General features: G+C 71.0%; 11 protein-coding genes and 1 tRNA gene. 4 read left to right on the forward strand and 8 right to left on the reverse strand.

Annotated elements, in window-relative coordinates:
* Nucleotides 1–679: 679 nt before the first annotated feature.
* From RJT50_RS02225 to RJT50_RS02235, 3 genes are all read right to left on the reverse strand, one after another.
* Nucleotides 680–1,225 carry a DUF7529 family protein gene (locus RJT50_RS02225; RefSeq protein ID WP_313693680.1) on the reverse strand — a complete coding sequence of 182 codons (546 nt, stop codon included), beginning with the start codon at nt 1,223–1,225 and terminating at the stop codon, nt 680–682.
* A gap of 49 nt (nt 1,226–1,274) precedes the next feature.
* Nucleotides 1,275–2,612, reverse strand: a complete 1,338-nt coding sequence (locus RJT50_RS02230; protein ID WP_313693682.1) for a dihydroorotase — start codon at nt 2,610–2,612, stop codon at nt 1,275–1,277.
* 298 nt (nt 2,613–2,910) lie between these two features.
* Complete coding sequence (locus RJT50_RS02235) at nt 2,911–4,899, reverse strand: aconitate hydratase (RefSeq protein ID WP_313693685.1); 1,989 nt, start codon at nt 4,897–4,899, stop codon at nt 2,911–2,913.
* Nucleotides 4,900–5,067: 168 nt separating this feature from the next.
* Here RJT50_RS02235 and RJT50_RS02240 point away from each other — a divergent pair, with 168 nt between their 5' ends.
* Nucleotides 5,068–5,529 carry a deoxyuridine 5'-triphosphate nucleotidohydrolase gene (locus tag RJT50_RS02240; RefSeq protein WP_313693687.1) on the forward strand — a complete coding sequence of 154 codons (462 nt, stop codon included), beginning with the start codon at nt 5,068–5,070 and terminating at the stop codon, nt 5,527–5,529.
* Between the two features lie 138 nt (nt 5,530–5,667).
* Nucleotides 5,668–7,470 carry a sensor histidine kinase gene (locus RJT50_RS02245; RefSeq protein WP_313693690.1) on the forward strand — a complete coding sequence of 601 codons (1,803 nt, stop codon included), beginning with the start codon at nt 5,668–5,670 and terminating at the stop codon, nt 7,468–7,470.
* 547 nt (nt 7,471–8,017) lie between these two features.
* On the opposite strand, the gene RJT50_RS02250 is transcribed toward RJT50_RS02245, so the two are convergent.
* From RJT50_RS02250 to RJT50_RS02260, 3 genes are all read right to left on the reverse strand, one after another.
* Nucleotides 8,018–8,091 (reverse strand) — tRNA-Lys (locus RJT50_RS02250).
* Nucleotides 8,092–8,155: 64 nt separating this feature from the next.
* Nucleotides 8,156–9,610: a dihydrolipoyl dehydrogenase family protein gene (locus RJT50_RS02255; RefSeq protein ID WP_313693691.1), complete on the reverse strand. Its 1,455-nt coding sequence runs from the start codon at nt 9,608–9,610 to the stop codon at nt 8,156–8,158.
* Nucleotides 9,611–9,634: 24 nt separating this feature from the next.
* Complete coding sequence (locus tag RJT50_RS02260; RefSeq protein ID WP_313693693.1) at nt 9,635–9,973, reverse strand: DsrE family protein; 339 nt, start codon at nt 9,971–9,973, stop codon at nt 9,635–9,637.
* 208 nt (nt 9,974–10,181) lie between these two features.
* Here RJT50_RS02260 and RJT50_RS02265 point away from each other — a divergent pair, with 208 nt between their 5' ends.
* A complete protein-coding gene (locus tag RJT50_RS02265; RefSeq protein WP_313693695.1) occupies nt 10,182–11,474 on the forward strand; it encodes a M20/M25/M40 family metallo-hydrolase in 1,293 nt (430 codons plus the stop codon).
* A gap of 16 nt (nt 11,475–11,490) precedes the next feature.
* Here RJT50_RS02265 and RJT50_RS02270 read toward each other — a convergent pair whose 3' ends face one another.
* The gene (locus tag RJT50_RS02270; RefSeq protein ID WP_313693698.1) at nt 11,491–12,156 is read right to left on the reverse strand and encodes a DUF7119 family protein; all 666 of its coding nucleotides are present in this window, start codon (nt 12,154–12,156) and stop codon (nt 11,491–11,493) included.
* Nucleotides 12,157–12,313: 157 nt separating this feature from the next.
* On the opposite strand from RJT50_RS02270, the gene RJT50_RS02275 reads away from it, so the two are divergent.
* Complete coding sequence (locus RJT50_RS02275) at nt 12,314–12,946, forward strand: non-canonical purine NTP pyrophosphatase (protein WP_313693701.1); 633 nt, start codon at nt 12,314–12,316, stop codon at nt 12,944–12,946.
* 174 nt (nt 12,947–13,120) lie between these two features.
* Here the strand turns inward: RJT50_RS02275 and RJT50_RS02280 are convergent, their stop codons facing one another.
* The gene (locus RJT50_RS02280) at nt 13,121–13,609 is read right to left on the reverse strand and encodes a PIN domain-containing protein (RefSeq protein ID WP_313693703.1); all 489 of its coding nucleotides are present in this window, start codon (nt 13,607–13,609) and stop codon (nt 13,121–13,123) included.
* Nucleotides 13,610–13,989 lie beyond the last annotated feature (380 nt).

The raw sequence follows: 13,989 nt of genomic DNA on the forward strand, positions 1-13,989 counted from the left end.
AGCCCCCGCGGCTGTCGGCTCGGTGCGGCCGCTGTGCTCCTCGGCTCGCTCCCTCCGGTCGCTCGCCTGCGGTGCTTGACGGTCCGCGCCTGCGCCGACGTACGGGAGAGCGTGCTCTCCCGAATTCACGGGCGCAAGCGCCCGTGAACGCCGCGGCCCCGGTCAGTCCCACCCACCGCACGGCACCGTGCCATCCCCAGCCGACGAGGCCCCTCCCTGCGGTCGGGACCTCGCCTTCCCTCGGAGCACGCTCCTCGGAACTCACCCTCGTGGTTCGAAAGACGCCAGGGCGTCTTTCGTCAGTACGGGAAACCGACGGTTCCCCGTCAGCGGTCGGATTCCGTCGGAATCCGACGGCATCACGAAACTCTTCGATTTTCGAACGACTCCGCTCGCGTGAATAGCCTCCTGTGCTCCTCGCGTGCGCTCGCTCCGCTTGGCCGTTCACGAGACGCACGGCGTCTCGTGAGCTCACGAGAGCAACGCTCTCGTGAACGCCGCGCGCCAGCCGGCTGATCCCCGACACCCCTCCCGGTGGCGAAGGTTCAAATCGGAGAACGGGACCACCCCACCCGTGCGGTGAATCACGCCCGGGGCGGGCAGCGGTAGCGCGACGCCGACGCCCCGTGGGCCGCGGTGGCGTCGCCTGTTCGCCAGTCCTGAGCCGCGGCTCCGTTCGCTACTCCTCGTCGGCGGACGGTCCGTCGTCGCCGCCCGTCTCCTCGCGTTCCTCGTCGTCGAACCCGCCGGGCAGGAGGTTGTCCGGCTCCTCCTGGGAGAAGACGACGCGCTGGGAGTCGTCGAGCGGCCGGAGGAACGTCCGCATCTCGCCGCGTGCGGCGACGCGTTTCAGCATCTCGTTCGCCTCGCGGCGCGCGTAGTACAGCGGAAACACGACGACGAGCCCCTCGTCGGGCGCCTTCATCGCGACCACGAGAAAGACGACGTCGGCCTCCTCCCCGCGGTAGGCGTCGTACTCGTCGAACGCCGCGTCCTCGACTAGCTCCTCCAGCTCCCGGAACTCGTCGCCGGGGAGCAGCACGTCGAGCCCCATGCGATCCGACTCGACCCGCGCCGAGGCGGTCGGGAGCGCCGTCACGTCGCCCGGGTGGAGCTCCAGCGCCTCCCAGCCGGCGTCGCGGTACTCGGCTGCGGTCGCCTCCATGTCTTCCCTGACCGCGTCCCAGCGATCCTCGACGCCAGAGAGCGGGTGACTACCGGCCATGGGCGTGGTTCGGGGCGCGGCGGGTGAAAACGGTTGCCTTCGGCCCGGCTCAGCGGCGGACGTTCCGACCCACGGCGTCACCGAACGCTTCCTCGCCGCGCTCGTCCACCTCGTCGCGTCCGTCCACCTCGCCGCCTCCCCCACGAGCGTCCCGACCGTCGTACACCACGGTCCCGCGAACCAGCGTCAGCGACGGGAACACTCCCGTGAACCCCTCGAACGGCGTCCAGCCGCAGTTCGAGTGGAGGTCCTCGCCGCGGATCCGCCGGGCGTCGTCCAGATCGACCAGCACGAGGTCGGCGTCCCGGCCCCCCTCGATCCGGCCTTTCCGCGGGAGGTCGAAGATCTGGGCTGGGTTCGCCGCGGTCAGGTCGCGGACGCGCTCGAGCCCCAGGCGGCCCTCGCGGACCTCGTTCAGCAGGAGCGGCAGCATCGTCTCGACGCCCGGCACGCCCGACGGCGCGTCCCAGACGCTCGCGTCCTTCTCTGCGCGGGTGTGGGGGGCGTGGTCGGTGGCGACGACGTCGACCGTGCCGTCGCGGACGCGCTCGACGAGTGCCTCCCGGCACGACTCGTCACGCAACGGCGGGTTCATCCGCCCGAACGTGCCCAGTTCCGGGAGGTCATCGCGCGAGAGGAACAGGTGGTGGGGCGTCACCTCGCAGGTCGCGCCCGCGTCGCTCGCCGCGTCGACCCCCTCCGGCGTCGAGGTGTGCGCGATGTGGACGTCGGCCTCCGAGTCCGCTCCAACGTCAAGGGCGCGTTCGACGGCGGCGGCCTCGGCCTCCGGAGTCCGGAAGGCGCTCCAGGCGTCGGGATCGTCGCGGGCTTTCACACTCTCGTCGAACAGGTCGGCGTCCTCCGCGTGGACGGTCACGGTCACGTCGTGTGCTGCCGCCCGCGCGACGGCGTCGGCGAACAGGTCCGCCTCGATGCCCATGTCGCCCGTCGAGTCCGCGAGGAACACCTCACCGAGCGCGAACAGCGGCCGGTCGAACAGCGAGTCGGGGTCCCAGTCGGCCGTGACGCCGCCGTTGAGCCCGTAGTCGACCAGGGAGTCGGCCGCGAGGTCGGCCTTCCGGTCGAACGAAGCGCCGGAGGTGGTCGGCGGGTCGGTGTTCGGCTGGTCGACGACGGTCGTCACCCCGCCCGCCGCCGCCGAGCGCGACCCGGTCGTCCAGTCCTCCTTGTGTGAAAAGCCGGGCTCCCGGAAGTGGACGTGGACGTCGATGGCGCCCGGAAGGAGGTGGAACCGTCCGGCGTCGACGACCGACCCGCCGTTCTCCGGGTCGAGCGCCCCGCCGTCAGCGACCTCGGCGATCTCCCCATCGGCGACGCGAACGTCCCGGACCCGGCCGTCCGCGAGCGTGGCCTGCTGAAACAGCATTTGCCCGGACTGGGCGACGGCGGGTGGTAAGTGCCGCGGTCAGTCTCGACTGGCGGCTTGCTCGGAATGGCGATGCCGAAATCGCCCCGGCAGCAGCCGTCCACTTTGCGGGAAAGACGACGGAGAGACGCTTCACCAAGGTGACGACGGAGAGACGCTTCACCAAGGTGACGACGGAGAGACGCTTCACCAAGGTGACGACGGAGAGACGAGAGGACCGAACGAGCGGTCGGTCGACGAGGGGAGTAGTCGCGCGAACGAAGAACGGTCGGAAGTCGGCGAACGATCCGCGACCCGACTAGTCGTCCGCGGGGGCCGCGCCGCTCGATCCCGTGTCGTGCTGTGCCTTCGTCCAGGACAGCTTGCCGCCGGCCGCGAGGATGTCGCGTTCGCGTTCGGAGGCGTCGAGCGTGGCGGTCGCCTCCCAGTCGTCGTTCACGCGGACCGTGAACTCCTCCTGGCCCGAGCGGACGCCCTCGCCGACGTCGTCGACGATCTCGATGTCGTCGCCCTGTTCGATGCGCTCGTAGGTGTCCTGGTCGATGCTGAGCGGGGCGAGTCCGAAGTTGAACAGGTTCGCCTTGTGGATGCGGGCGAACGACTGGGCGAGCACCGCCTCGACGCCGAGGTACATCGGGCACAGTGCCGCGTGTTCGCGCGAGGAGCCCTGGCCGTAGTTCTCGCCGGCGACGAGGAAGCCGCCGTCGGCGTCACGGGCGCGCTGGGCGAACGTGTCGTCGACGCGCGAGAGCGTGAACTCCGAGAGGCGTTCGATGTTCGAGCGGAACTTGAGGATGTCCGCGGTCGCCGGGATGATGTGGTCGGTCGTGATGTTGTCGACCATCTTCAGGAGCGCCTCGCCCTCGATGTCGGAGGCGAGCTCGTCCTTCAGGGGCACGTCGCCGATGTTCGGCCCCTTGATGAGGTCGTCGTCGACCGCCTCGTCCGGCCCGATGATGTCCGGGTCGGACTCGCCCATGCCCGGGCCGTAGGCGTCGCCCATCTCGAAGCCGGGCGCCTCGAGGTCGCCGAGCTCGTCGGCGAGGTCGCGCGGGTCGACGATCTCGCCGGCGATGGCCGCCGCGGTGGCGACCTCGGGCGAGCAGAGGTAGACCGCGTCGTCCTCGATGCCCGAGCGGCCCTCGAAGTTCCGGTTGAACGTGCGCAGCGAGACGGAGTCGGAGGCGGGGACGTGACCGATGCCGATGCAGGCGCCACAGGTCGCCTCGGAGAAGTTGACGCCGGCGGCCATCAGCTCGGCCGTCCAGCCCTCGCGGGCGAGCATCTCGGAGGCCTGCTTCGAGCCGGGCGCGATGATCATCTCGGTCTTCTTGGCGACCTCGCGGCCCTTCAGCATCTTCGCGCCGGGGAGGATGTCCTCGTAGGCGCCGTTCGTACAGGAGCCGATGATGACCTGCTCGACGTCGGTGCCGGCGACCTCGCTCACGGGCACGACGTTGTCGGGCATCGACGGCGTCGCGATGAGCGGCTCCAGCGAGGAGAGGTCGACCTCGATGGTCTCTGCGTACTCGGCGTCCTCGTCGGGCGCGAGGTCGACGTACTCCTCCTCGCGGTCCTGGAGCGCGAGCCACTCCTCCGTCTTCTCGTCGGTGGCGAAGATGGAGGAGGTCGCGCCGAGCTCCGTGCCGAGGTTCGTGATGGTCGTGCGCTCGGGGATGGTGAGCGACTCCGCGCCCTCGCCGGTGTACTCGAGCACCTTGCCGACGCCGCCCTTGACGGTCAGCTCGCCCAGCAGGTGGAGCGCGACGTCCTTCGCGGTCGCCCACTCGGGGAGTTCGCCGGTGAGTTCGACGTTGACGACCTCGGGCATCTCGACGTAGTAGGGCCCGCCGCCCATCGCCACGGCGATGTCGATGCCGCCGGCGCCGATGGCGAGCTGGCCGAGCCCGCCGGGCGTCGGCGTGTGCGAGTCGGAGCCGAGCAGGGTCTTGCCCGGCGCCGCGAAGTTCTCCTTGTGGACCTGGTGGCAGATGCCGTTGCCGGGGCGGGAGAAGTACGCGCCGAACGTGCCCGCGGCCGAACGGAGGAAGCGGTGGTCGTCGGTGTTCTTGAAGTCGAACTGGTACGTCTGGTGGTCGCAGTACTGTGCGGCCAGCTCAGTCTGGACCTCGTCGAGGTCCAGCGCCTCGAACTGGAGCCAGACCATCGTCCCGGTCGTGTCCTGGGTGAGCACCTGATCGATCTCGATGCCGATCTCCTCGCCGGGCGTCAGCTCGCCCTCGACGAGATGGTCATCGAGGATCTGCTCGGTAATCGTCTGTCCCATATCGGCCGAATATCGACTTCGCTCGGATATAAATCCGGCGAGTTATGACCCCGACAATCGTGAAGAATCGCCGGGTGCGGCGATTCTTGCGGCGAATTTTGTGTTCACGCGCCTCCGAGTGGACGGCCGACCAGCGCGCTTTTAGCCCCTCTCGGGCCACGCACACGCATGTTCGAATCCGGCGCGTTCGTCGCCGCCCGGCTGGAGCCCGTCACCGGCGAACAGGTGCAGCCGAACGGCGTCGACCTCACCCTCGATGGCGTCCACGCCCAGACCGCTCCCGGCCGAGTCTCCACCGACGGGAAGCGCGTGGGCGAGCGGAAGGAACTCGCCCCGGAGGACGGCTGCTACCGGCTCGACCGTGGCGGCTACGTCGTCGAGTACGGCGAGCGCATCGCCGTTCCCGAGGATCACGTCGGCTTCGTCTACCCGCGCTCGACGCTGCTGCGCAACTCCTGCATGCTGAACACCGCCGTCTGGGACGCCGGGTACGAGGGCCGCGGCGAGGGCCTCCTGCAGGTCCACCATCCGATCGAACTCGAACCGGGCGCTCGCATCGCCCAGTTCGTGCTCGCCGAGGCCGACCACGACGGCGAGTACGACGGCGACTACCAGGGCGAACGGCTCTGACCGGGCCGGCCGACCACTTCCCTCCGAACGCGACTCGACGTGACCGGTTCATGTCTTTCAACTAACGTGTATGTCTGACGAAAGATTGTTATCACGTGGTTCGCTATCCGGCACCAACACGTCCCCGAGGGAGCGTTCATGTCACAGGGAAGATTGGAACTCCACCGCCGCGCCTTCCGCGAGACGGCGAACCCGACGCTCATCGCGGACACGGGGTTCATCATCACCGACGCCAACGACGCCCTGCTGGAGCTGACGGGCTACGAGCGCGAGGAGCTCGTCGGCTCGACCCCGCTGATGCTCATCGACGACGACGGGGTGTACGAGGACGTCATCGACGCGCTCTCGAAGGGGGAGCCGTGGGTCGGCGACTTCGAGTCGACCACGAAGGACGGCCGACTCGTCTACGGGAAGGGCTCGGCCGCGCCGCTCGTCGTCGACGGCGAGACGCGGGGCTACGTTGCGGTGTTCACCGACATGACGCGCCACCGGCGCTACGAGGAGTCGCTCCGCATCCTCAACCGGGTGCTCCGACACAACCTCCGCAACGACGCGAACGTCGTGCTCGGCCACGTCGAGCGCGTCGCGGACGCCGTCTCGGACCCGGAACTGACCGAGTCGCTCGAAACGGCGGTCGACCGCGTCGAGGACATGCTCGGCCGCGCGCGGACGACGCGGCGCTTCGGCGGCATCCTCACCGGCGGCGACTCGGAGTCGCTCGCGCCCGTCGACCTCGCCACCGCGGTCGGAGAGGCGCTCGAGGACGCGCCGACCCAGGAGGTCGTCGTCTCGCTCTCGGGCACCGCGGCCCCCGTCGAGGTGCTCGCGGACGACATGCTCGCCCCCGCGTTGCGCGCGGTCATCGAGAACGCGGTCGAACACAATGACAAGGAGGTGCCCAGAATCGACATCAGCGTCGACGAGCGCGAGGAGGCGGTCGTCCTCTCGATCGCCGACAACGGTCCGGGCATCGAGCCGCGCCACCACGACCAGGTGCTCGGCCGCGACGAGCGCACCCAGGTCCAGCACGGCGAGGGGCTGAGCCTCTTTTTCGTCGACCGGCTGATGGAGATGTACGGCGGGACGGTCGACGTCGGCGCGAACGACCCCGAGGGGACGGTGTTCGACCTCCGCTTCCGCCGCCCGGGGTCCCGGGAACCGGTGCAGGGCGACGCCGACCGCTGGAACGCCACGCCGGACGAGCAGGCAGGAAACGGGTCCACCGCGGGCGAAACGACCGGCTCCGCCGCCCCGACGCTGACGGGCGAGGCGGGCGTCGACGAGGTGGCGACCGACCCGATCACGGAGTGGCCGTCCGGCTCGCGGACCGAGGACTCGGTCCCCCTCGAGGCGTCGGAACCGGGGTCGGAGGACCCCGCAGTCGGGGAGTCGACACCAGCCGTCGAGCCGGCATCGGTCGACGCCGGAAACGCGTCCCCGGACGCCTCGGACCCGACCCAGGCATCCAACGTGGACGAGGACCCCCGGGCCGACGACCCCCGGGCCGACGACGCCCGCGACGCCGACCGCGCGGCGGCCCTCGCGGCCGCGGCGGCGGGCGAGTCGGTCACGGCCGAGCGCCTGTCGGGAACTGCTCGCCGACTGCCCGACTCGCTCCGGGTCCTCGGTGAGTACGAGCAGCCCCACCACCTCCTGCGGCTCCGCCGGAGCGGCGGGCTCAGGCAGGACGGCGACCTGCTGCTCCGGGGCGACGCGGCGGCGCTTCTCACCGACGACTCGGTCCGGGTCGTCGCCGACGGCTCCGACGGGGGCGAGTGGACCCTGCCGTACGGGTCGCTGACGGGCGTCGGTCACAGCGGGGACGTGCTCGTGCTCCAGGCCGAACGCGCCCGGATCGAACTGGCGCTCCCCCGGGGCGACGGCGAACCGACGGTCGTCGACGCGGCCGTGGCGTTCCTGCGGCGCGAACTGACGCGCTGAACGACGGGCGACGATTCCGGACTTGCGGGTGGCGGTCGGCGGTCACGCGAGCGGAGTCGTTCGAAAGGCGCTTCGCGCCTTTCGTGATGACGAGGGAGCTTCGCTCCCTCGAACCACGAGGGTGACGTCACGGGACCGGAGGTCCCGGGTAACGCGTGACTCGAACCCCCTCGTGGGGTGAGCAGCCGCGCGCGAGGGGTGAGAAGCGCAGCGAGCCTGCGAGCGAGCATCGCAAGCGGCTGCTCACGCGAGCGGAGCGAGGGTGAGTTCCGAGGAGCTCGCTCCGAGGTAAGGGAGGGCGAGGCCGAAATCACCGCCAGGGGTAGTGATCTGCTGCCCGGTAACTGAATTTGTGACGTTGCCCGGACTACCTCCGTTCTATCGAGGATCGAGTTCAACGGGGAAGGAGAGATGGGAGGGATTCGAACCACGCCGAGACGGTCGCCTCGCTGTCGCTCGGCGCTGCGTCTCGTCTCCGTCGAATCCCTCCCAGCCCGTTTTCGGCGACGCGGCTCCTCGCTTCGCTCGTCCGTGGTGCCCCGAAAAACGGGCTGGGAGGGATTCGAACCCCCGACCGTCCGGTTAAAAGCCGGACGCTCTCCCTAACTGAGCTACCAGCCCTCGCCCGGACTTGCCGGCGTGCCCGCATAAGCGTTTACGATACAGCCGCCACCCGAATCCACCATCAGATTCCCGAGGGGGCGACGTCGTACACGTCACGGAACGCGCCCTGCACGACCTCCGAGAGCGCCGGGTGGACGTGGATGGTCTCGGCGATTCGCTCGGCGTCGCCGCCGGCCGCGACCGCGGTGCTCACCTCGTGGACGAGCATCGAGGCGTGCGGGCCGACGACGTGAAAGCCCAGCACCTCGGCGTCGGGCCCCACGAGCGCCTTCGCGTAGCCGGCGTCCGACTCCAGCGCGACGCCCAGCGCCGTCTCGTCGTAGGTGAACTCGCCGACGTCGTACTCGCGGCCGGCTTCCTCGAGTTCCGATTCGGTCCGCCCGAGGCTCCCGACCTCCGGGGAGCCGAAGACGGCGTGGGCCATCCCGGGGTACTCGACGGCTCGACGGTTCCCGCGGATCGCGTTCTCGACGACGTACTCGGCCTCCGTGTCGCCCGAGTGCTTGAACATGTAGTTGCCCGCGATGTCGCCGATGGCCCAGACGCCGTCGACCGACGTTTCGAGGTACTCGTTCGTCTCCACGAACCCCGTCTCGTCCGTCTCGATGCCCGCGGCGTCGACGTTCCAGGCGTCGGAGTTCGGCCGCCGGCCGGTCGCCAGGAGCACCTCGTCGCCCCGGACCGTCAGCGCCTCGCCCTCGTCGGATTCGGCGGCCACGACGACCTCGCCGTCCGCCTCCGCGAGCGCGGTCGCACTGTGCCCGAGGTAGAGGTCGTGCCGGTCCGCGTACACCTCGGTCAGGCGCTCGGCGATGTCGCGGTCCTCGCGGTCCACCAGCACGTCGCCGTGGCCGACGACGACCACCTCCGACCCCATCTGGCCGAAGAAGTGGGCCAGTTCGACGGCGATGTAGCCGCCGCCGACGATGACGAGGCGCTCCGGGAGCGACCCCAGCCTGAGCGCCTCGTCGCTCGTCAGGAACGCCACGTCGTCCGTCCCGTCGATGGAGTCGGGGACCAGCGGCCGCGACCCGCCCGCGAGCACGACCGTCTCGCCGGTGATCCGTCGCCCGCCGGGCCCGTCACCGCCGTCGTCGCCGTCGGCTCCACTTCCACCGTCGGACCCACCCCCAGCGCCGCCGGCGTCGAGTTCGACGGTCCGCTCGTCCACGAACCGGCCGGTCGTCCGGAAGAACGTGACGTGCTCGTTCGCCCGCGCCTCCGCGGCCTTCGACTCGGCCTCCTCGGTGATGACGTCGGTCACCTGCTCGACGATCTCCTCGAACGCGACGTCGTGTAGCGTCGCGTCGACGCCGAACGCGTCGGCCCCGCGGACCGTCTCCACGACGTTCGCGTGGTGGATGAGCTTCTTCGATGGGTTACAGCCCCGGTTGAGACAGGTCCCGCCCAGCCCGTCCCGTTCGACGATGGCGACGTCGAGGCCGGCGTCCGCCCCGGCCGCGGCGACGAGGTTTCCGGTGCCGCCGCCGAGCACGACGAGGTCGAAGTCGGTCATGGGTGGAGGGACGTGGCCCGCGACCTAAGGCCTGATGTAGGCGTACCCCTCGCTCTGGAGCAGCGTGAGTTCCGTGACGCCCGAGTCGACGACGTCGACGCCGTCCACGAGGTCCTCGCGGGTCAGGTCCCGCAGTTCGAGCGTGTTCCCGCAGGCGACGAATGCGATGCCTTTCTCTTGGAGCGACCGCACGCGGTCCTCGTGTGACCCGTCGGCCGTGAGCGGCGTGATGCCGTCGGCCTGTGCCAGCACGACGACGTCGTCCATCTCGACGTCCTCGTCGTCGGCGAGGTTCTCGGCCAGCGTGAGCGTCGTGTCCTGCCCCCCGGGGTCGCCGGTGATGAGGTGAAAGACGGTTTGCATCCACCCGAAGGCCGCTCCGGACGTGGGTAGTCGCTCGGCCTGCAACGGCAGGCCGCGCCCGCCGGTGTGACCGCCGCCGCCCTCGCTCTCCCGCTCACACTCACCCGGTCACCCGCTCACACGCTCGCTCGGTCTCCTGCCCGTCCGTTCGCCCCTTCTCCCGGCCGGGAGGCCAACGCTTACGCCACCCCTCCACGACGCCTCCCACGTGACCGACCTCGACCTCCGCGCCGTCGCCGAGCGACTCTGCCGGTTCGACACGACCGGCGGGCGGGAAGCCCCCGCGGCGGCCTGGTTCCGCGACCGCATGGCCGACGCAGGCATGGAGACGTACGAGTGGGAGGCCGATCCCGCGACGCTGGCCGAGCATCCGTCGTTCCCGGACGACCCCGCCGAGATCGACGCCGAGGGGCGGCCGAGCGTCGCGGGCGTCCTCGAGTTCGGCGACCCCGACGCCGGCCCGACGCTGGTGTTGAACGGGCACCTCGACGTCGTGCCCGCCGACGCCGACCTCTGGGACTCGGACCCGTTCGAACCGGTCTGGGACGCCGCGAGTGGGGGAAGCGACGAGGGGGTCGCGGGCGACGGCGGGACGGAGACGCTCACCGCCCGCGGGGCGGCCGACATGAAGGCCGGCCTCGCGGCGTGTCTGTTCGCCGCGCTCGACCTCCGCGAGCGCGACCCGGCCGTCGACGGCCGGGTCGTCGTCGAGGCCGTCGCCGGCGAGGAGGAGGGCGGCGTCGGCGCGGCCGCCGCCGCGCTGTCGAACCCGTACCCGTTCGACCGGGACGCGGCGATCATCGCCGAACCGACCGAACTCCGCCCCGTCACGGCGACGGAGGGCTGCGTGATGAAGCGACTCCGGCTCCACGGCCGGTCGGCCCACGCCGCGACGCGCTGGCGCGGCGTCGACACGCTCCCGAAGTTCGAGACGGTTCGACGGGCGTTCGAGCAACTCGAAGCCGAGCGGACCGAGCGCGTCACCCACCCGCTGTACGACCACCCGGTCCCGTGGCCGGTCGTCTGCGGGCGCGTCGCGGCGGGGTCGTGGTCCTCGACGGTTCCCGGCACGCTCACCGCCGAGTGGCGGCTCGGCGTCGCGCCCGGCGAGACGGTCGACGAGGTGGAGGCCGAGTACGAGGAGCGACTCGCCGAGGTCGTCGCGGGCGACGACTGGCTCGCCGAGCATCCGCCTGAGTTCGAGCGCTTCTCCGTGCAGTTCGAACCCGCCGAGGTCGCCGCAGACGAGCCGGTCGTTCGATCCCTGCAGGCGGCGATGCGGGACGCGGGGCTCGACGGCACGGAGCCGAGGGGTGCAACCTACGGCGCGGACTCGCGCCACTACGTCGCCGCCGGCGTCCCGACGGTCGTGTTCGGCCCGGGGAGCATCGACCAGGCGCACTTCCCGGACGAGACGATCCGCTGGCCGGAGGTCGAGCGGGCCAGAGACGTGTTCTCGGCGACCGCCGAGTCGTTCCTCGCCGGCGAGAACGCGGGCTGAGTCCGCGGAAAATCGCCTACTCGGGCCGGTACGCGTCGAGCGCCTCGGCGAGCACGTCGCCGGGGTCGCGGTTCTCCAGCGAGGCCCGCACCCGGAGGCGGCGGTACGCCTCGAACGGCAGGTCGACCTCGATCCGGCCGAGCGGAACGCCCAGCTCTCGCAACGCGGTCTCGGCGGCCGTGCCGTCGTTCACCCGGGAGGCGAGCGTCCTGATCTCCCTGACCGTGAGGTCGGCGTCCAGCGCCGCCCAGGCGAGCGCGAAGCGGGCCTCGCCCGGGGTCCGGGCGATGTGTTTGGCCGCGGTCGGGGCCAACTCGCCGCGGGCGACGTGTCGCCGGATCGCCTGCGGGAGGTCGTGGACGCGGGCCCACTTCCGGATGAACGACACCGGCACCTCGTCGTCGCCGTCGCTGGCGCGCTTTGCCGCCGACTTGTACGAGCCGGTCCCGCGCACGAGCGCGGCGCAGGCGGCCGCCCCGCGGAGCATCACGACGTTGTCCTCGTCGCCGACCTCGTCCGTCGAAAAGCGCGTCACCGTCGCGGCCGCCTCCGCGAGGCTCGCCTCGTCCTCGGGATCGAACCCGACGGCGGCGTCGGCCCGCTCGCCCGTGACCGCGGGGTCGCCGCGCACGACGGGGTCGCCGACGGCCGCCTCACGGTCCGCCGGTGGCTCGCGGGTCATACCGACACGTCGGCCGGATTCGGTAAAAGGCTCGCGGGGGTGGCCGTACTCGCCGCACGACCCACGGCGCCCCAAGACGCCTCCCGCCCGGCCACCCACGTCGGTTCCGTCCGCTATCGACGCCGCTAACAGCCACGCCCGCGGACTCCCGACAGGAATGCTCCGGTACGTCACGACGAACGAGGGGAAGGTCCGCGAGGCGCGCGAGTACCTCGGCGACGACGTCGCCCAGCTCGAGTTCGACTACACCGAGGTCCAGGCGGACGACCTCGGCCCCATCGCCGCCCACGGTGCCCGCGAGGCGTACCGCCACGCCGGGGAGCCGGTGCTCGTCGACGACGCCGGCCTGTTCGTCGACGGCTTCGACGGCTTCCCCGGCCCGTACTCCGCGTTCGTCGAACACACGCTCGGCGTCGACACCGTTCAGCGACTCGTCGCACGCGAACTCGACGACGAGCGACGCGCCGCCTTCCGCTGCGTCCTGGCCTACTGCGACGGCGAGGAGTTCGACGCCAGCCCGGACGCCGTCGACCGTGAGGACCGCGTCGCCGCCGCGGCCACCGGCGCCGAACGCGGCGAGCAGGAGGAGCGCGCGCTCCCGGTCAAACTGTTCGCCGGCACGGTCCGGGGCCGGATCGTCGACCCGCGCGGCGACGGCGGGTTCGGCTACGACCCGATCTTCGAACACGACGGGAAGACGCTCGCCGAGATGGACGCCGCCGAGAAGAACGCCGTCTCCCACCGGGGGAGGGCGCTCGGGAAGTTCGCGGAGTGGGTTCAGGGGCGCTAGCGACGCGTGTGTCCTTCCCCGAACGCCATCATCCGGCCTCGATACCCCGCGTTCGGGAGCGAACGTTCGTATCGGAAGCCGGGACCAGCGCCCCCGTGACCTGACGACGACCCCGCGTCGGCCGGGACGGGTGTGGGGCGCACCGACGCGGGACACGAACGCGCCGCCTGTCAGCTACTGCCTCGGATCCCTGTCCGGTCCTGGATACGGACCACTGACGACCGCCGCGTGGAGGCTCTCGGCGTCGAACAGCGTAGCGAACGCGGCCGGCTCGCGGACGCTCACGGGGAAGCGTTCGCGGAGCCCCGCGCCCGCACCGGGTCCGGTGAGCCCGTCGTCGAACGAGATGACGTGCATCGCGCCGCCGCGATACGCCGAGGCGAGCGCCGGCTGGTCGCCCTCCGGGTGCTCGACCGGCTCGCGCCAGGCATCAACGCGCTCGCGCCAGTCCGCCGCGAGCGACTCGTCGGCGAGCGTTTCGATCACGGTTTCGGCGTCGGTAAGCAGCGGATCGCTCGCCACGAGCGTCGTCCACGAGTGGCGACGGAGGTGGTCCAGCGCCGTTCGCGCGTCGCCCCCGACCAGCAGATCGGCGGCGAGCACGTCCGCGTCGGCGACCACCCGGGCCGGCGACGGCTCAGGCCGGTCCGGCTCGCTGCTCACCGCGACCACCGCCGACCCTCACGCATCGCGGTGGCCCCCGAGCGCGTCGATCACGTCGCTCTCTTCGAGGTCGAGTCCGTCGGCCCGCTCGAACAGCCGTGCCCACGTCTCCATGGAGTCCGATCGGGACGCCTCGGGTAAGACGGTTGCCCGTTTCTCCGGGCCGATCCGGACGGTTCCAGCACCTCCGATCACGCGAGGCGTCAGACACCTGGCGTGCGTCTGACGATAATTTAAGGTGGCACCGGGAAACGTCCCATCCGGGCGCGACGATGCGACCCCGCGGATCGACCGCGGGGCCTGGGTTCGTTCCCGGACTGGCCTCAGTTCGACTCCACACCGCGCGCCCGGCACACCCGACACCCACCCCTTTCGACGCT

It is taken from the genome of Halobaculum sp. XH14 (genome assembly GCF_032116555.1).
Taxonomy (GTDB): domain Archaea; phylum Halobacteriota; class Halobacteria; order Halobacteriales; family Haloferacaceae; genus Halorarum; species Halorarum halobium.